The organism is Streptomyces sp. 63XJN7_1_ISO-PGPR-S23-121 (assembly GCF_056173025.1).
The window spans coordinates 1,375,255-1,391,701 of sequence record NZ_CM149653.1; the positions used below are offsets into that span (position 1 = coordinate 1,375,255).

At 72.9% G+C, this 16,447-nt stretch carries 13 protein-coding genes and 1 pseudogene; 5 read left to right on the plus strand and 9 right to left on the minus strand.

What is annotated here, in order from left to right; genetic code table 11:
* Positions 1 to 116: 116 nt before the first annotated feature.
* The 5 genes from AC0VYN_RS06445 to mce form a co-directional block, all read right to left on the minus strand.
* Entirely contained in the window at positions 117 to 893 is a 777-nt protein-coding gene (locus tag AC0VYN_RS06445; protein ID WP_475535147.1) for an ABC transporter permease, read from the minus strand.
* The gene (locus AC0VYN_RS06450; RefSeq protein WP_475535148.1) at positions 890 to 1,885 is read right to left on the minus strand and encodes an ABC transporter ATP-binding protein; all 996 of its coding nucleotides are present in this window, start codon (positions 1,883 to 1,885) and stop codon (positions 890 to 892) included. Before AC0VYN_RS06450 ends, AC0VYN_RS06445 begins: the two co-directional genes overlap by 4 nt.
* Positions 1,886 to 1,981: 96 nt before the next feature.
* Positions 1,982 to 2,917, minus strand: a complete 936-nt coding sequence (locus AC0VYN_RS06455) for a cellulose-binding protein (protein ID WP_475535149.1) — start codon at positions 2,915 to 2,917, stop codon at positions 1,982 to 1,984.
* 208 nt (positions 2,918 to 3,125) lie between these two features.
* A complete protein-coding gene (scy, locus tag AC0VYN_RS06460; RefSeq protein WP_475535150.1) occupies positions 3,126 to 7,106 on the minus strand; it encodes a polarized growth protein Scy in 3,981 nt (1,326 codons plus the stop codon).
* Between the two features lie 235 nt (positions 7,107 to 7,341).
* On the minus strand, positions 7,342 to 7,782 hold the full coding sequence (gene mce / locus AC0VYN_RS06465) for a methylmalonyl-CoA epimerase (RefSeq protein ID WP_059301486.1): 441 nt from the start codon (positions 7,780 to 7,782) through the stop codon (positions 7,342 to 7,344).
* Between the two features lie 149 nt (positions 7,783 to 7,931).
* On the opposite strand from mce, the gene AC0VYN_RS06470 reads away from it, so the two are divergent.
* From AC0VYN_RS06470 to AC0VYN_RS06480, 3 genes and pseudogenes are all read left to right on the plus strand, one after another.
* Positions 7,932 to 9,137 (plus strand): acetyl-CoA C-acetyltransferase, encoded by a 1,206-nt coding sequence (locus AC0VYN_RS06470; RefSeq protein WP_475535151.1) that lies wholly within the window; start codon positions 7,932 to 7,934, stop codon positions 9,135 to 9,137.
* A 43-nt stretch (positions 9,138 to 9,180) separates the two neighbouring features.
* Entirely contained in the window at positions 9,181 to 10,137 is a 957-nt protein-coding gene (gene meaB / locus AC0VYN_RS06475; RefSeq protein WP_385458246.1) for a methylmalonyl Co-A mutase-associated GTPase MeaB, read from the plus strand.
* A 291-nt stretch (positions 10,138 to 10,428) separates the two neighbouring features.
* A pseudogene (locus tag AC0VYN_RS06480) lies at positions 10,429 to 11,091 on the plus strand (MFS transporter); the annotation flags it as partial.
* Positions 11,092 to 11,526: 435 nt separating this feature from the next.
* Here the strand turns inward: AC0VYN_RS06480 and AC0VYN_RS06485 are convergent.
* The gene (locus AC0VYN_RS06485) at positions 11,527 to 12,204 is read right to left on the minus strand and encodes a PepSY domain-containing protein (RefSeq protein ID WP_475536822.1); all 678 of its coding nucleotides are present in this window, start codon (positions 12,202 to 12,204) and stop codon (positions 11,527 to 11,529) included.
* 122 nt (positions 12,205 to 12,326) lie between these two features.
* On the opposite strand from AC0VYN_RS06485, the gene AC0VYN_RS06490 reads away from it, so the two are divergent.
* Positions 12,327 to 12,995 (plus strand): response regulator transcription factor, encoded by a 669-nt coding sequence (locus tag AC0VYN_RS06490; RefSeq protein ID WP_451692914.1) that lies wholly within the window; start codon positions 12,327 to 12,329, stop codon positions 12,993 to 12,995.
* The gene (locus AC0VYN_RS06495; protein WP_475535152.1) at positions 12,992 to 14,419 is read left to right on the plus strand and encodes a sensor histidine kinase; all 1,428 of its coding nucleotides are present in this window, start codon (positions 12,992 to 12,994) and stop codon (positions 14,417 to 14,419) included. The genes AC0VYN_RS06490 and AC0VYN_RS06495 overlap by 4 nt, the downstream gene beginning before the upstream one ends.
* Positions 14,420 to 14,444: 25 nt before the next feature.
* Here AC0VYN_RS06495 and AC0VYN_RS06500 read toward each other — a convergent pair whose 3' ends face one another.
* From AC0VYN_RS06500 to AC0VYN_RS06510, 3 genes are all read right to left on the minus strand, one after another.
* On the minus strand, positions 14,445 to 14,921 hold the full coding sequence (locus tag AC0VYN_RS06500; protein ID WP_385458241.1) for a MarR family winged helix-turn-helix transcriptional regulator: 477 nt from the start codon (positions 14,919 to 14,921) through the stop codon (positions 14,445 to 14,447).
* A 101-nt stretch (positions 14,922 to 15,022) separates the two neighbouring features.
* Positions 15,023 to 15,799 (minus strand): AIM24 family protein, encoded by a 777-nt coding sequence (locus AC0VYN_RS06505; RefSeq protein WP_475535153.1) that lies wholly within the window; start codon positions 15,797 to 15,799, stop codon positions 15,023 to 15,025.
* Positions 15,796 to 16,446 carry an AIM24 family protein gene (locus AC0VYN_RS06510; protein ID WP_386922678.1) on the minus strand — a complete coding sequence of 217 codons (651 nt, stop codon included), beginning with the start codon at positions 16,444 to 16,446 and terminating at the stop codon, positions 15,796 to 15,798. The genes AC0VYN_RS06505 and AC0VYN_RS06510 overlap by 4 nt, the downstream gene beginning before the upstream one ends.
* Between the last annotated feature and the right edge of the window lies 1 nt (position 16,447).

Below are 16,447 nucleotides of genomic sequence, written 5' to 3' on the forward strand. Positions count from 1 at the left end.
CATCGAAAGGTTCAGGACAGCGGGGCACACGCCCCCGTAAGGGTTAGGAGGATATCGAGGCGCTGACGGTTCCCTTCAAGTCCGGGTAAAAAAACCGGGCGCCCCGCACCCCGTTGCTAGGCGTCCCGCCGCTTCAGCACGAGATATCCGCCGACGAGCGCCGCCACCACCCACAGCGCCATGATCCCGAGGCCGCCCCAGGGGCCGTAGGGGGTGTCGTCGTCGATGGGCGTCACCACCTGCATGATCTTGCTGCCGGCCTGGTCGGGCAGGAACTGGCCGACCTTCTTGGTCACGTCGACGTTGCCCAGGATGTTGGAGATCAGGAAGAAGAACGGCATCAGGATGCCGAGGGACAGCATCGGTGAGCGCAGCATCGCGGCGACCCCCATGGAGAACACCGCGATGAGGGTCATGTAGAGCCCGCCGCCGATGACCGCCCGCAGCACGCCCGGGTCGCCGATCGACGCCTTGAGGTCGCCGAGCATCGCCTGCCCGAGGAAGAAGGTGACGAAGCTGGTGATCATGGCGACGACCAGGGCGAGCCCGGTGGCCACCACGACCTTGCTGAACAGGAAGGTGGCGCGCTGCGGCACGGCCGCCAGTGAGGTGCGGATCATGCCGGTGCTGTACTCGTTCGCCACCACCAGCACCCCGAACACGATCATCGCCAGCTGACCGAGGCTCATCCCGGCGAAGCTGATGAAGGTCGGGTCGAAGGAGAGCCGGTCCCGCTCGCTCAAGTTGTCGAACTCGTTGTTCGACAGGGCCGAGATCAGCATGCCGAGGGCGACCGTGACGACCACGGCCAGGGACAGCGTCCACACCGTGGAGGACACCGACCGGATCTTGGTCCACTCGGACCGGACGACCTGTGTCGCGGCCGTGCTCATCGCTGCCTCCAGTCGCTGCCCCACTGCTGTGCCCGCTGCTGTCCGTCCTGACCCGCCCGCTGCGCGGGTGCCGCCGCGACCGGCTGCCCGTCGTGCGCGTGGTACTCCACCGACTCCGCCGTCAGCTGCATGAACGCCTCCTCCAGCGAGGCCCGCTGCGGGCTCAGCTCGTGCAGCACGATCCGCTCGCGCGCCGCCAGCTCGCCGATGGCCTCCGACTTGTCGCCGTCGACCTCCAGGACCTCGGCACCGCTCTCGGCGACCGTGATCCCGGCGTCGTGCAGTGCGTCGAGCAGCCGTTCGCGCTGCGGGGTGCGGATCCGGACGTAACTACGCGAGTTCTCCGCGATGAACTCGGCCATCGAGGTGTCCGCCAGGAGCCTGCCCTGGCCGATGACGACCAGGTGGTCGGCGGTCAGCGCCATCTCGCTCATCAGGTGGGAGGAGACGAAGACCGTACGGCCCTGGCCGGCCAGCGTCTTCATCAGATTGCGGATCCAGTGGATGCCCTCGGGGTCCAGGCCGTTGACCGGCTCGTCGAACATCAGGATCCGCGGGTCGCCGAGCAGCGCGCCCGCGATGCCGAGCCGCTGCCCCATGCCGAGGGAGAAGCCCTTGGCCTTCTTCTTCGCGACCGCCGTCAGGCCGACGGTGTCCAGCACCTCGTGCACCCGGCGGGCCGGGATCCCGTTGGCCTGCGCCAGGCACAGCAGGTGGTTGTAGGCACTGCGCCCGCCGTGCACCGCCTTGGCGTCCAGCAGGGCGCCGATGCGGGTGAGCGGGTCCTTGAGCCGGTCGTAGTGCAGGCCGTCGATGCGGACGTCTCCCGCCGTGGGCCGGTCCAGGCCCAGCACCATCCGCATGGTCGTCGACTTGCCCGCACCGTTCGGCCCGAGGAAGCCGGTGATGATGCCGGGTCTGACGGTGAACGTGAGGTTGTTGACCGCGACCTTCTCGCCGTACCGCTTCGTCAGCCCCTCGAGCTCGATCATGCGGCCCACGCTAGAACGGGACGAAGCCCTCTGCCACCCCAGTGACAGAAGGCTTCGCTCTTTGTCCGCCCTGCCCGGCCGGACCGTGTCCCGGCGTCAGCGGGACTGCTGGGCCGGCACCCCGCGGGAGGCCGACTCGTCCTCGGCCGGCGAGCCGGCCGCGGCCACCGCGGCGCCCGTGAGGGTCGCCAGCATCTCGCGCACGTTGGTCAGCTGCGCGTTGATGGAGTCGCGGCGGTTGGTCAGGGCGGCGAGCTCACGCTCCGACTCGGAACGGATGCGGTCGGCCTTGGCGTTGGCGTCGGCCACGATGTCCTCGGCCTGACGCTGCGCCGTCTCGACGGTCTGGCGGGCGCGGCGCTCGGCGTCCGTGCGCAGCTTCTCCGCCTCCAGGCGCAGCTGCTCGGCGCGGTGCTCGATCTCCGCGAGGCGCTTCTCGGCCTTGGCCTGACGGGAGGCCAGGTCGCGCTCCGACTGCTCCCGGCGCTTGGCGAGGTTCGTCTCGAAGTCGGCGGCGGCCTGCGCGGCCTTGGCGCGGGTCTCCTCGAAGAGGGCGTCGGCCTCCTCCCGCTTCGACTGCGCGTCCTTCTGCGCCTCCGAGCGCAGCTGCGAGGCGTCGCCCTTGGCCTTCTCGACGATCCGGACGCCCTCGTCCTCGGCCTTGGCCTTGCGCTCCGCGGCGTACGACTCGGCGTCGTTGCGCACCTGCTGGGCGGCCGATTCGGCCAGCTCGCGGTGCTGCTCGGCGGCGCGCCGGGCCTCGTCGCGCAGGTCCTTCGCCTCCTCCTCGGCGAGGCGCAGGATCTTCTCGACCCGAGCACCGAGGCCGGCGTACGACGGCTCGGCCTCATTCACCTGGGCCTGGGCGTTCTGGGTCTCGAGGTGGAGCTCCTCGATGCGCTTTTCCAGAGCGGTGATGCGGGAGAAAGCGCTGTCGCGATCAGAAATGATCTTGGAGATGTACTCGTCCACCTGAGCGCGGTCGTACCCACGCCGCACGTGCTCGAAGCCGTAGGGGGAAGTGTCGCTCATGGGGTTCCTGTCGAAAGAGACCGGGTGAGGTGATAGAGGGAATCCTAGGCGCCAATGCGGTGTGTCATCGAGCGGATGCGTGTTTGATCTGGAGAATGACACCTCTTTTGAGTGGCTAGCCCACGGACGGCTTGCCAAAGTTCAGATCAAAGGTCCAAGCGGAGGCTGAGTCAGAGCCCTCCAGGAGACACCGAAACCGCCTCGGATGCTAGCCGTCTGACGACTTGCCACCCGAACGGGGGGCGCCGACCGTGGCACCGGCCTTGACCCCGCCGTCCTTGCCGCCCGCCGGTGCCTCGAAGGACTCCAGCGCCTCCAGCACGTCCTGCACCCGGGAGATCTCGGTGTTGATGTCCTCGCGGCGCCGCACCAGGATCTCCAGCTCGCGCTTGCCCTCCTCGACCGTGCGCCGGGCCTCCCGGACCGCCTCGGCCTTGAGCTCCTCGGCCTCCCGGACCAGCGAGGCCTTCTTCTGCTCGGCCTCCTTCAGCAGGCCCTCGGCCTTCTTGACGGCGGCGATGCGCACCTTGCCGGCCTCGGAGTTGGCCTCCGACACCAGCTCCTTGGCCTTCGCCTCCGCCTTGGCGAGCTGCTCCTCGGCGGCCTTGATGAGCGCGTCGCAGCGGTCGCCGGCCGACTTCATCGTCTCGGCGGCCTCACGGCGGGCCCGCTCGTGCAGCTCCTCGATCTCGGACGTGAGGCGCTCGCGCAGCTCCTCCGCCCGCTCCCTTATGGCCGTCGCGTCCCGCCGGGCCCCGACGAGCAGCCCGTCCGCGTCCGTGCGGGCCTTCTCCACCCGGGTGTTGCCCTCGACCGTCGCCTCGGCGACGATCCGGTCGGCCTCCGTACGGGCCGCGCCGACCATCGTGTCGGCCTGCGACTCGGCGTCCGCGGTGGTCTTCTGGGCCTGCTGCCGGGCCTCGGTGAGCAGCTTGTCGGCCTCCGCCGTGGTCTCGGTGATCAGCGTGTCGACCTGCTCGGCCGCCTCGGAGCGCCGCTTGTTGGCGTCCTTGCGGGCCTCGTCAAGGGTGCGCTCGGCCTCCTCGCGGGCGGCCGTGGTCACCCGTTCGGCCTCCGCCGCCGCCTCCGCCTTGAGCCGCTCCGCCTCGGTGCGGATCCGCTCGGCGTGCTGCTGCGCGGAGCCGACCGCCTCGGCGGCCTCGGCCCGCAGCCGCTCCGCCTCCCCGCCGGCCTCCGACAGCAGCCGTTCCGCCTGGGCGCTCGCCTCGGACCGCACCCGGTCGGCCTCGGAGACCGACTCCGTGCGCAGCCGCTCGGCCTCCTCCAGGGCGGCCGTGGTGACCCGCTCGGCCTCCGCCGCCGCCTCGGTGCGGACCCGCTCCGCCTCGGCGACCGTCTCCGTACGGATCCGGTCGGTCTCCGCGGCCGTCTCCGTGGTCAGCCGCTCCGCCTCGGAACGCGCCTCGGTGATCAGCGTGTCCGCCTGCGTCGCCGCGTCGGACCGGATGCGGTTGGCGTCCTCGCGGGCGTCCGCCCGGGTGCGCGCCGCGCTCTGCTCCGCCTCGGCGATCGTGTCCGACGCCTCCGTGCGCACCCGCTGGGCGTGCTCGGACACGTCCGCGCGGATCCGGTCGGCCTCCGTGATCGCCTCGGACATCGTCCGCTCGGCGAGCGACTTGGCGGCCTCCGACTCCTCCCGCGCCTCGCGGCGCAGCCGGCCCGCGTCCTCGCCGGCCCGCTCCCGCTCCGCGTAGGCGTCGGCGCGGACCCGGTCCGCCTCCTCCTCGGCCTCGCGCCGGGTGCGCTCCGCCGCGTGCTCGGCGGCGCTGCGCAGCCCGGTGATCTCCTCCTGGGCCTGCTCGTGCAGCCCGGCGACCGACTCGCGCACCTGCTGCGCGTGCTGCTCGGCCGCCGACACCATCTCGGTCGCGCGCCGGTCGGCCTCCTCGACCAGCCGGGTCGCCTCGGCCTGCGCCTCCTCCACCCGGGTGCGCGCCGAGGCAAGCAGCTCCTCGCTCTGCTCGCGGGCCCGCTCGCGCTCCTGGTCCGCCTCCTGCCGGGCGGCGCCCAGCAGCTCCTCGGCCTCGCGGCGGCGCCGGGCGGCCTCCTCCTGCGCGGCGGCCAGCGTCTCGGACGCCTCGGCCGCGATGCGCTCGGCGGCGGCCTGCGCCTCCGCCCGGACCCGGTCCGCGCTCTCCTGCGCCTCCGACTTCAGCCGCTCCGCCTCGCCCGCGGCCTCCGACCGCAGCCGTACGGCGACGGCCTCGCCCTCCGCGCGGGACGCGGAGGCGTCGGCGGCGGCCTCGGTGCGCAGCCGCTCGGCCTCCGTCTCGGCCTGCTGCTGGAGCGCGCGGATCCGCTCCGCGGCCTCGGTGCGCAGCCGCTCGCTCTCCTCGGCGGCCTCGCGGCGGATCCGCGCGCCCTCCTCACGGGCCTCGGTCAGCGCCTGCTCCGCGGAGCTCCGGCGCTCCTCCGCCTCGGTGTGCAGCCGCGTCAGCTCCTCGGCGGCCTCCGCCTGCCGGGCCTCGACGGCGCGCTCGGTCTCCTCGCGCAGCTCACGGGCGGCGCGCTCGGCGTCGGCCTGGAGCTCCTCGGCGCGTTCGGCGGCCTCCGCGCGGTGCCGCTCGGCCTCGGCGCGGGTGCGTTCCAGCGTCTCCTCGGCCTGGCGGCGCAGGGTCGTCGCCCGCTCGATCGCCTCGGTGCGGACCTTCTCGCTGTCCGCGGTGGCCGTCCGCCGCAGCTCGTCGGCGTCCGCCTTGGCCTTGGCGAGCAGCTCCTCGGCGGTCTTCGCCGCCTCCTCGATCTGCGCCACGGCCTCCTTGCGGGCCCCGGCGCGGATCTTCTCGCCCTCGGCGGCCGCGTCGGCGCGCAGCTGCTCGGCCTCGCCGCGCAGCCGGCGCGCCTCCTCCTGGAGCTCGACCGTCTTGGCGCGGTACTCCTTGGTGTCGTCCTTCGCCGCGCCCTTGAGCCCCTCGGCGATGTCGTGCGCCTCGGCCCGCAGCCGGTCGGCCTCCGCCTCGGCCTCGGTGCGGATCCGCTCGGCCTCCTCGACGGCGGCCTTCGTGGTCCGGCTGGCCTCCTCGGACGCCTTGTTCAGCACGTCCTCGGCGGTCTTGGCGGCCTTGGACAGCTGGGTGGCCGACTCCTCGGCGGTGACCGTACGGGCCTTCTCGGCGGCCTCGGCGACGATCTTCTCGGCCTCGGCTCGGGCGTCCGCGACGAGCTGCTCGGCCTCGGCCCTGGTGGTCTCGGCGTCCTTGGTGGCCTCGCTGACCAGCCGGGCGACCTGCTCCTTGGCCGTGCGGGTGCGCTGCTCGTTGGCCGACTCGGCGCTCGAGAGGGTCTTGGCCGCGGACTCCTTGGCCTCGGCGACCAGCTTCTCGGCCTCGGTCTGCGCCTTGCGCAGCGCCTCCTCGGCCTCGCTCATGCGCTGCTCGGCGGTCCGGCTCAGCTCCTGGGCCCGCCGGCGCGCGGACTCCGACTCGCTCGCGGTGGAGCTGCGCAGCTGCTCGGCGTGGTCGGTGGCCTCCTGGGCCTGGGTGGAGGCGGCGTTCAGCAGCCGCTCGGCGTCCGCGCGGGCGCGGCGCAGGATCTGCTCGGCCTCGCCGCGCGCCGCCTCGGCGTCGTCGCGCAGCCGCTGCCGGGCCTCGGACGTCAGCCGTTCGGCCTCCGCGCGGGCCGTGGCCAGGGCCTGCTCGGCCTCGGTACGGGACTCGTCGAGCAGCCGGCGGGCCTGCTGCTCGGTGCGGGCGCGCAGCTGCTCCGCCCAGGCCACGTTCTCGTTGACGTGCGACTCGACGGTCTGCCGGCGCTCGGCCAGCTCCTGGTCGAGCTGCTGGCGCCGGGTCACGGCCTCCTGGTGCAGCTCGGCCTGGAGCCGGGCGGCCTGCTCGGCGTGCTCCTGCAGGATGCGCTGGGTCTGCGCGCGGGCCTGGCTCAGCTCCCGCTCGGCGTCCGCGCGCAGCTGGTCGGCCTGCACCTGCGCGTTGCGCAGCAACTGCTCGGCCTGGTACCCGATGTCGCCGCCGTCGAAGGCGGGCCGGGACATGATGGTGCGCCGCGCCTCGTGCAGCTTGGCGCGCAGCACCTCGACCTGGTAGCCGAGGTCCTCGGCGTGCTGGATCGCCTTTTCCCGCTCGGTCTTCAGCCGCTTCATCTCGGCCTCGAACCGAGAGAGGTGGTCGACGTCAGCCGCCGGCTCTCGCTCCTGGCTCTCGTAGCCCCGCACTGCGCGGTCCCATCCGTCCCCTGGTCGCAAATCCCTTAGAACGGGCTCCGTCCGTCCACCGAACGGTGCCCCCGGGGGAATGGTGTCAGATCAACGGCGGAGCATGGGCTGCTGCCCCGTCCCTCGCCCCCCGAAACACGGACCCCGGCGGTCCCGGCGCCGGCGACGACAGGACCGGGTCACCCTGGACTGAGCGGCGACCGCACCCAACCCTACCGGCCCTTATGTACGAGGGTCAGTGCTCAGGTGACTCAACGGCCGCCGAAGTGACGAGTTCTGTCAGGACGCCATGGCAGTCCTTGGGGTGCAGGAAGGTGATCCGGGACCCCATGGAACCGCGCCGGGGCTCGTCGTACAGCACGCGTACGCCCTTGCCGCGGATGTCCGCGGCGTCCGCGTCGACGTCCGCCGTCCCGAACGCGATGTGGTGGACGCCCTCGCCGTTCTTCGCCAGCCACTTCCCGACCGCGGAGTCCTCCCGGGTCGGCTCGAGCAGCTGGAGGTACGAGGCACCGCCGTCCGACGTATCGTTGATCTTGAGCATGGCCTCGCGCACGCCCTGTTCCTCGTTGACCTCGGTGTGGAACACCTCGAAGCCGTAGGTGGCACGGTAGAACTCGACGGTCGCGTCGAGGTCGTGGCAGGCGATTCCGATGTGGTCGATTCGCGTCAGCATGGAATCAGTGCAGCGCTCCGGAGGTGGTTGCGCAACGTGCGGGCGATCACACCGACAGCACGGTGACGGGCGGGATACCGCTCAGTACATTCGAGTAAACCCTCGTTCACTCCTCGGCCTGTGCGGGCCGGAAAAGGGGATCGCAGCTCATGTCTTCTGCAACGAACGGCACGACCTCCGTCATCGTCGCGGGTGCCCGCACCCCGATGGGGCGGCTGCTCGGCTCGTTGAAGTCCTTCTCCGGGGCCGACCTCGGAGGTTTCGCGATCAAGGCCGCCCTGGACCGCGCGGGGATCGCCGGCGACCAGGTCCAGTACGTGATCATGGGGCAGGTCCTCCAGGCCGGCGCCGGCCAGATCCCGGCCCGCCAGGCGGCCGTCAAGGCCGGCATCCCCATGAACGTCCCGGCGCTCACGATCAACAAGGTGTGCCTCTCCGGCCTCGACGCCATCGCGCTCGCCGACCAGCTGATTCGCGCGGGTGAATTCGACGTGGTCGTGGCCGGTGGCCAGGAGTCCATGACCAACGCCCCGCACCTGCTGCCCAAGTCCCGCGAGGGCTACAAGTACGGCGCGGTGCAGATGCTCGACGCCATGGCGCACGACGGCCTGACCGACGCCTTCGAGAACATCGCCATGGGCGAGTCGACGGAGAAGCACAACACCCGGCTCGGCATCGCCCGTCCGGAGCAGGACGAGATCGCCGCCCTGTCCCACCAGCGCGCCGCCGCCGCCCAGAAGAACGGCATCTTCGAGGCCGAGATCACCCCGGTCGAGATCCCGCAGCGCAAGGGCGACCCGGTGCTGTTCAGCAAGGACGAGGGCATCCGCGGCGACACCACCGCCGAGTCCCTCGGCAAGCTCCGCCCGGCCTTCTCGAAGGACGGCACGATCACCGCCGGCTCCTCCTCGCAGATCTCCGACGGCGCGGCGGCCGTGGTCGTCATGAGCAAGGCCAAGGCGCAGGAGCTCGGCCTGGAGTGGATCGCCGAGATCGGTGCCCACGGCAACGTGGCCGGCCCCGACAACTCTTTGCAGTCGCAGCCGTCCAACGCCATCCTGCACGCCCTGAAGAAGGAGGGCCTGGAGGTCGGCGACCTCGACCTGATCGAGATCAACGAGGCGTTCGCGGCCGTCGCCGTGCAGTCCATGAAGGACCTCGGCGTGTCCACCGAAAAGGTGAACGTCAACGGTGGCGCCATCGCCCTGGGTCACCCCATCGGCATGTCCGGCGCCCGGCTCGTCCTGCACCTGGCGCTGGAGCTGAAGCGGCGCGGCGGCGGCGTCGGCGCGGCGGCGCTGTGCGGCGGCGGCGGCCAGGGTGACGCCCTGATCGTCCGGGTATCCAGGGCCTGAGCCCCCTCTCCCTCACGTACGTGCACCTCGGAACGGAGCTGTGATGCAGGACGTCTCCTCGCTGGTCGCCCAGGCCCGGGAAGGCCGGCCGCGGGCCGTGGCCCGGCTGATCTCCCTGGTGGAGGGGGCGTCTCCGCAGCTCAGGGAGGTCATGGCGGCCCTCGCGCCGCTCACCGGGGGCGCGTACGTGGTGGGCCTGACGGGCTCGCCGGGCGTCGGCAAGTCGACGTCCACCTCGGCGCTGGTCACGGCGTACCGCAAGCAGGGCAGGCGGGTCGGGGTCCTCGCCGTCGACCCGTCCTCGCCGTTCTCCGGCGGTGCCCTGCTGGGCGACCGGGTCCGCATGTCGGAGCACGCCTCCGACCCCGGCGTCTACATCCGCTCCATGGCCACCCGCGGCCACCTCGGCGGCCTCGCCTGGGCCGCGCCGCAGGCCATCCGCGTGCTGGACGCGGCGGGCTGCGACGTGATCCTGGTCGAGACCGTCGGCGTCGGCCAGTCCGAGGTCGAGATCGCCTCGCAGGCCGACACCTCCGTCGTCCTCCTCGCCCCCGGCATGGGCGACGGCATCCAGGCCGCCAAGGCCGGAATCCTGGAGATCGGCGACGTCTACGTCGTCAACAAGGCCGACCGGGACGGCGCGGACGCCACCGCCCGCGAGCTGAACCACATGCTGGGCCTCGGCGAGGCCCGCGCCGCCGGAGACTGGCGCCCGCCCATCGTCAAGACGGTCGCCGCGCGCGGCGAAGGCGTCGACGAGGTCGTCGAGGCGCTGGAGAAGCACCGCGCCTGGATGGAGGAGCGGGACGTGCTGGCCGAGCGCCGCCGCGCCCGCGCAGCCCGCGAGGTCGAGACGATCGCCGTCACCACCCTGCGCGAACGCATCGGCGACCTCCACGGCGACCGGCGCCTGGGCGCGCTGGCCGACCGGATCGTGGCGGGCGAACTCGACCCGTACCGCGCCGCGGACGAACTGGTGGCCGGACTGACGCGGGGATGACGCGGGGCCGGCGCGCACCGGGAAAGGGATGGCGGGTGCGCGCCCCGCGCTGCTAGCTTGACGCGCGTGTTCCTCCTCTTGGCCTAGGACCCGCCCCGCACGCGACCGCCGCATCCGGCCGTCGCGCGCTTCGGCGTCCCCCAGTCGCCTCCCTCCCGAGGAACCCTTCGCGTGTCCACGCCCCTTCCGCGGCCCTCGTACGCCGCCGTCCTCCGCGTCCCCCATGCCCGCCGCACCTTCGCGGCCGCCCTCGTCGGCCGGCTGTCGTACGGCACGGTCAACCTCGCCCTGATGCTCTCCGTGACCCGGGCCACCGGGTCGTACGCCGTGGCCGGCTCGGTCATGGCGCTGTTCGGCGCGACGAGCGTCCTGCTCTCCCCCTACCGCGCGGGCCTGGTCGACCGGCACGGCCCGCGCCGGGCCCTGCTGCCCATGGCCCTCCTGTACGCCGCCCTGCTGTGCGCGCTGGCGGCGGCCTGCGTCCACCCGGGCACCCCTGCGGCCGTCCTCGCGGCGACCGCCGCCGTCACGGGCGCCTGCACGCCCCCGCTCGGCCCCACCATGCGCGCGGTGTGGGCCGGACTGCTGCCCGACCGGCGGATGCTCCAGCGCGCCTACAGCCTGGACGGGGTCGCCGAGGAGCTGCTCTTCGTCTCCGGTCCGCTGCTGGTCGGCGTGGTGGTCGGCGTCGCTCCGCCGGCCGCCGCCGTGGTGCTCAGCGCCCTGCTGGTGGCGGCGGGCACCCTCGCCTTCGCCGCGTCACCGGCGGCGGGCGCCTCGCCGGCCGCCGGCGGCGCGAAGGAGGACGCCGGCCGGGCGGGCAGGGGCCAGGCCCGCGCCCTGCTGCAACCCGTCGTGGTCACCGCGGCCGTCGGGGTCGCGGTGAGCGCCGTGGACCTGCTGGCCGTCGCCTTCGCCGGACAGCGCGGCCTCGGCGGCGCCACCGTGGCCTGGGTGCTCGCGGCGCTGTCGGTGGGCAGCGCGGTCGGCGGCCTGCTCAACGGCGCCGTCGCCTGGGGCTCGTCCGCCCGCGCCCGGCTGCCCTTCCTCGCGGCCGGCCTCGGCCTCTGCCTGACGGCCGCCGGACTCGCCCCCGGCGTCGGCACCCTGTTGGCGGCCGTCGCCTGCGCGGGGCTGTTCGTGGCACCGGCGCTCACCACGGCGTACCTGGTCGCCGACGAGAGCGTGGCGCCCGGGTACCGGAACCGGGCGGGCGCCTGGGTCAACGCGGCCGTGAACGCGGGCAGTTCCGCCGGTGCCGCGACGGTGGGCCTGCTGGTGGAACGGCTGCCGCTGCCGGTGTGCTTCGCGGTGTCCGGCGCGGTCGCCGCGGTGGCGGCACTGGTGCGCCGGGCCGGCGCGGCCGGCCGGGCGAGCGGACGGGGCCGCTCAGTCGTCGTCCGGGCCGGAGTCGTCCGGGTCGTCCGAGCCCGAGCCGGCCGGGCGATCGGCCGTGACCTCGCCGGTCCGCCCGTCCACCCGCCAGTCCTGCCCGGCCTGGCCGGCGGAGCGGGTCCCGACCTCCCAGACGGCCGTGCCGTCGCCGTGGCGGCCGTCGTCGTCCAGCTCCACCGAGGTCACGGTCCCGTGGCCGGCCCCGGCGGCCTTCGCGGCCTCGGCGGCGCCCACGGACGTGCCCTTCAGGGCGGTCCGCACCTCGGCGGTGTCGTCCTCGTCCTCCGTCCGTTCCCCGAGGACCTCGCCGGTGGCCGGGTCGATCCTGACGCCGTGCCAGGTGCCGTCGCCGGCAAGGACGTCGACCTCCCAGACGGCGCGCTCGCGGCCGCCGTCGTCGCCCTTGCCCCGGTCGTCCCGGTCGTCATCGTCGTCATCGTCGTCCTCGGAGTCGAGTTCCGCCGAGACGGCGGTGCCCGGCACCTCGCGCAGCGCGGCGGCGAGGGCGTCGCCGGCCGTCACCTCGACCGAGGCCGTACGGGCGCCGTCGTCCGACTGACGTGCCGTGCCGGTGGCCGGGGCGTCGTCGTCCGAGGCCGCCAGGGCCGTCGCCGTCACGCCTCCGGCCAGTGCGGCGGCGGTGACGGCGGCGATCACGATGGTGCGCTTCATACGTCTTCCTCCGAGTCGTCGGCTGTCGCTTCGTTCCGGCGTCCCACTCTGACCGGCCGACGCTGAGGGCAGCCTGAAACCACCTGAAGGGATCTTCAGCTTGCCTCTGGGACCCTTCTCGCATGCGCCTGTTGATCGTGGAGGACGAGAAGCGGCTGGCCCTGTCGCTCGCCAGGGGCCTGACCGCCGAGGGCTACGCCGTGGACGTCGTCCACGACGGGCGGGAGGGACTCCACCGGGCCGGTGCGGGCGCCTACGACCTGGTCGTCCTCGACATCATGCTGCCCGGCCTCAACGGGTACCGGGTCTGCGCGGCCCTGCGCGCCGCCGGACACGACGTGCCGATCCTCATGCTCACCGCCAAGGACGGCGAGTACGACGAGGCGGAGGGCCTGGACACGGGTGCCGACGACTACCTCACCAAGCCCTTCTCGTACGTCGTCCTCGTCGCCCGCGTGAAGGCGCTGCTGCGGCGGCGGACCCGGGGCGCCGGGGCCTCGCCCGTGCACGTCCACGGGGACCTGAAGGTCGACACCGCCGCCCGCCGGGTCTTCCTGGGCGAGAGCGAGGTCGCGCTCACCGCGAAGGAGTTCGCCGTCCTGGAGGAGCTCGTGGTGCGGGCCGGGCAGGTGGTGTCCAAGGCGGAGATCCTGGAGCACGTCTGGGACTTCGCCTACGACGGCGACCCCAACATCGTCGAGGTCTACGTCAGCGCGCTGCGTCGCAAGCTGCGCGCCGGGCTGATCCGGACCGTGCGGGGCGCCGGGTACCGGCTGGAGGGCGGGCGGTGAGCCGGCTCCTCGGGTCCGTCCGGGCCCGCGCGACCCTCGCCGCCACCCTCGTCGTGGCCGTCGCCCTCATGGCCGCCGGCACCGCGGTCCTGCTGTCCCTGCGCTCCAACCTGCTCGGCGAGGCCGGCACCCAGGCGGAGCGCTCCGCACGGGAGGTCGCCGCCGAGCTCTCCGTCGGTACGCCGTACGGCGAGCTGTCGCTGGACGTGGACGACCGGCCGGTGCAGGTCGTCGACGGCAACGGCGGGCTGGTCGCCGCCAGCGAGGACCTGGAGCGGATCAGCGGCACCGGCGTCGGCACGGAAAAGCCGCTGCCGGCCGCCACGGGGGAGCGGGGCGACGACGACGGGGACGACGACCGGGACGACGGTCACGGCTCCGGCGAGTCCCTCGAACCGGGCGAGATCGGCGAGCGGACCACCGTCGGCGACGGATCCGCGACGATCGACGGCGACACGGAGGACTACCGGTTCGCCGCCGTGTCCGTCGAGACCCGGGACCGCGGCCGGCTCACCGTCTACGCCGGTGCCCCGCTGTCCGCCGAGCACGGCGCCGTGGACACCGCGCTGACCGTCATGCTGATCGGCTTCCCGGCGCTGCTCGCGGTCGTGGCCTGGGTGACCTGGCTGGTCACCCGGCGCGCGCTGCGCCCGGTGGAGGGCATCCGGCGGGAGATGGCCGCGATCACCGCCAGCGAGGACCTCGCCCGGCGCGTCCCGGTGCCGGACACTCACGACGAGATCGCCCGGCTCGCCACCACGACCAACGAGACGCTGGCCGCGCTGGAGAGCTCGGTGGAACGGCAGCGGCGGTTCGTCGCCGACGCCTCGCACGAGCTGCGCAGCCCGATCGCCTCGCTGCGGACCCAGCTCGAGGTGGCCGCCGCCCATCCCGAGCTGCTCGACCTGGACGGTGCCGTCGAGGACACCGTGCGGCTCCAGCGGCTCGCCGCCGACCTGTTGCTGCTGGCCAGGCTGGACGCGGGGGAGCGGCCCGCCGACGCGCGGGTCGACCTCGCCGCGCTGGCGCGTGCGCAGGCGGCGGGCCGGGCCGGGGTGCGCGTGCGGGCCCGGGACGCGGTGGCGGTCGCCGGGTCCCGGGGCCAGCTGGAGAGGGTGCTGGGCAACCTGCTCGACAACGCGCAGCGGCACGCCCGCTCGGCGGTGGAGGTGTCCGTGCGCCGGGAGGGCGAGGTGGCGGTGGCCACGGTGGCCGACGACGGGGAGGGCGTCCCGGCGGCCGACCGGGAGCGGATCTTCGAACGGTTCGTACGGCTCGACGCGGCCCGCAGCCGTGACGACGGCGGTGCCGGTCTCGGGCTCGCCATCGCCCGTGACGTCGCCGTGCGGCACGGCGGCACGCTCACGGTCCGCGACGCCCCGGCAGGCGGTGCCCTGTTCGAGCTCCGCCTGCCGGTCGCCTAGGACCCGTCCCGCGGGACGTCCGGGGTCAGGGACGTCCCCGCTGGCCGCGCAGGTGCTCCGCGATGGGCCGGAGCGCCTTGTCGAGCTCCGTCAGGGCCTCGGGGGCCAGCAGGTCGATGAAGTGCCTGCGCACGGACGCCACATGGTGCGGGGCGACCTTCCGCATCGTCTCCAGGCCGTGCTCGGTGAGGACGGCGTAGAGCCCGCGGCGGTCGGACTCGCAGTTCTCCCGCCGGACCAGGTTCGCGTTCTCCATGCGGGTGATCTGGTGGGAGAGGCGGCTCTTGGACTGCAGGGTGGCGGCGGCGAGGTCGCTCATCCGCATCCTGTCGTCCTCCGACTCGGAGAGGTTCACCAGGATCTCGTAGTCGTTCATTGTCAGGCCGAAGGGCTGCAGATCCTTCTCCAGCTGGTGCGTCAACAGCCTGTTGACCTCCAGGTGGGTGCGCCAGGCACACTGCTCCGTATCGGTCAGCCAGCGGGTGGCCGTCTCGGTCTCCATGAATGAAGTCTACCTAAAATGTTGAAAGGCGAACTAGTGAGGGGTTTCCGGTGACGGTGACGGTGCGCACGCGTTCGATGTCACACTCCGCAGGTTACCGCTCACAGCCCGAAGCGGCGTTGGAGGTCCCCCAGCTGTCCGGGAAGCCCCGGTACCCCTGACCGGCCTCCCGGCGTGCCGGGCACCCCACCGCCGGGCACCCCCGCCTGCTGCGGAGCGACCCCCGTGGCCTGCTCCGTCATCAGCGCCTCGCTCGACTGCAACAGCACCGTCCCCGCTCCCGCGAACTCGAACTGGTGCTCCTCCCCGGAGGCCCCGCCCAGCCCCGTCATCGCACGTAGACCGCCCAGCAGGCCGGTCATGTACCCGTGGTCGTAGTGATGGCAGGGCGACGGGCAGTCGGCCCAGCCGACCAGGGCCTGCGGGTCCACCCGGATCGGAGGTTCCATGAACACCACCGGACCGTTCGACGCGGCCACGAACCTTCCGGTTCCGAGCAGGGTCAGAAAACCCGGCACGATCGACTGCTTGAGAGCGAGACTTGGCTGAAAAGCGAGCAGGTTGCCCGAGCGAATGGTCAGGTTGCCGTCCTGGAGGTCGTACGAATTCACGTCGAAGGCCCGGTCGGCGAGCAGCATCTTGCCCGACCCCTCGGCCACGACCCAGTCGCTCGCGTGCAGAGGCGAATGGAAGGACGTGCGCATCAGCCGGTCCAGCCGGCCGTGCCCGACGCCGTTGAAGTCGATCGTCCCGTAGTAGGCGATCATCTTCCCCTTCTGGAGGAACCACCGGCTTCCCCGGAGCTCCACGCAGAAGGTGTACGCGTCGACGTTGTCGTCGGCCGGCAGCGTCGCCGGGTCGTGGTGGACCGTGCTCACAGCTTCTCCTCCGAGGCCTGGACGAACACCGTGCCGCTGCCGCTCAGCTCCAGCTGGAACGCCTCCCCGGAGCCGCGGCCCACCATGTCCCGCCAGCCCAGCGCCGTGGACAGCCTGTTGCGCACGTCGCCGTGGTGGGCGACGTAGGCCTGCGGGTCGACGTGCACCGCCCGGTGCGGGGTGACCGGCACCTCGAAGACGCCCCCGTGGGCCATCACCGCCACCGCGCCGTGACCTCTCAGGGTGGTCGTGAACAGCCCCTGCCCGCTGACCTGGCCACGCACCATGCCCATGACCCCGCCCTGCGAGCCGAGGAACATCGTGCCCTGCTCCAGCGTCCCCTCGAAGGCGAGGAGCCGGTCCGCCTCCACGTACAGGGTGTCGCCCGAGAGAGTGATGACCTGCACATGGTGGCCGCCGTGCCCGAAGAACACCGTGCCGCTGCCCTCGACGGTCATCAGCGGGGTGTCCTCGTTCGCCACCCGGCGTCCGATCATCGACATGACGCCGCCCTGACCGCCGGTCGTGCTCGGGGTGAACGACACGTCCCCCTGATACGCGAGCATCGCGCCGCGCTGACTGAACAACCGCTGCCCGGGAGCCACGGTCGCCCGGACCATCTTGGAGTTGATCTCCTGGAAGGCCATG

Bases quoted from the DNA above. Each gene is read 5' to 3' on its own strand.
- AC0VYN_RS06485 (WP_475536822.1), bottom strand. From the start codon at position 12,204: ATGAAGCGCACCATCGTGATCGCCGCCGTCACCGCCGCCGCACTGGCC.
- AC0VYN_RS06490 (WP_451692914.1), top strand. From the start codon at position 12,327: ATGCGCCTGTTGATCGTGGAGGACGAGAAGCGGCTGGCCCTGTCGCTC.
- AC0VYN_RS06455 (WP_475535149.1), bottom strand. From the start codon at position 2,917: ATGAGCGACACTTCCCCCTACGGCTTCGAGCACGTGCGGCGTGGGTAC.
- AC0VYN_RS06445 (WP_475535147.1), bottom strand. From the start codon at position 893: ATGAGCACGGCCGCGACACAGGTCGTCCGGTCCGAGTGGACCAAGATC.
- AC0VYN_RS06470 (WP_475535151.1), top strand. From the start codon at position 7,932: ATGTCTTCTGCAACGAACGGCACGACCTCCGTCATCGTCGCGGGTGCC.
- AC0VYN_RS06510 (WP_386922678.1), bottom strand. From the start codon at position 16,446: ATGGCCTTCCAGGAGATCAACTCCAAGATGGTCCGGGCGACCGTGGCT.
- meaB (WP_385458246.1), top strand. From the start codon at position 9,181: ATGCAGGACGTCTCCTCGCTGGTCGCCCAGGCCCGGGAAGGCCGGCCG.
- AC0VYN_RS06450 (WP_475535148.1), bottom strand. From the start codon at position 1,885: ATGATCGAGCTCGAGGGGCTGACGAAGCGGTACGGCGAGAAGGTCGCG.
- AC0VYN_RS06500 (WP_385458241.1), bottom strand. From the start codon at position 14,921: ATGGAGACCGAGACGGCCACCCGCTGGCTGACCGATACGGAGCAGTGT.
- mce (WP_059301486.1), bottom strand. From the start codon at position 7,782: ATGCTGACGCGAATCGACCACATCGGAATCGCCTGCCACGACCTCGAC.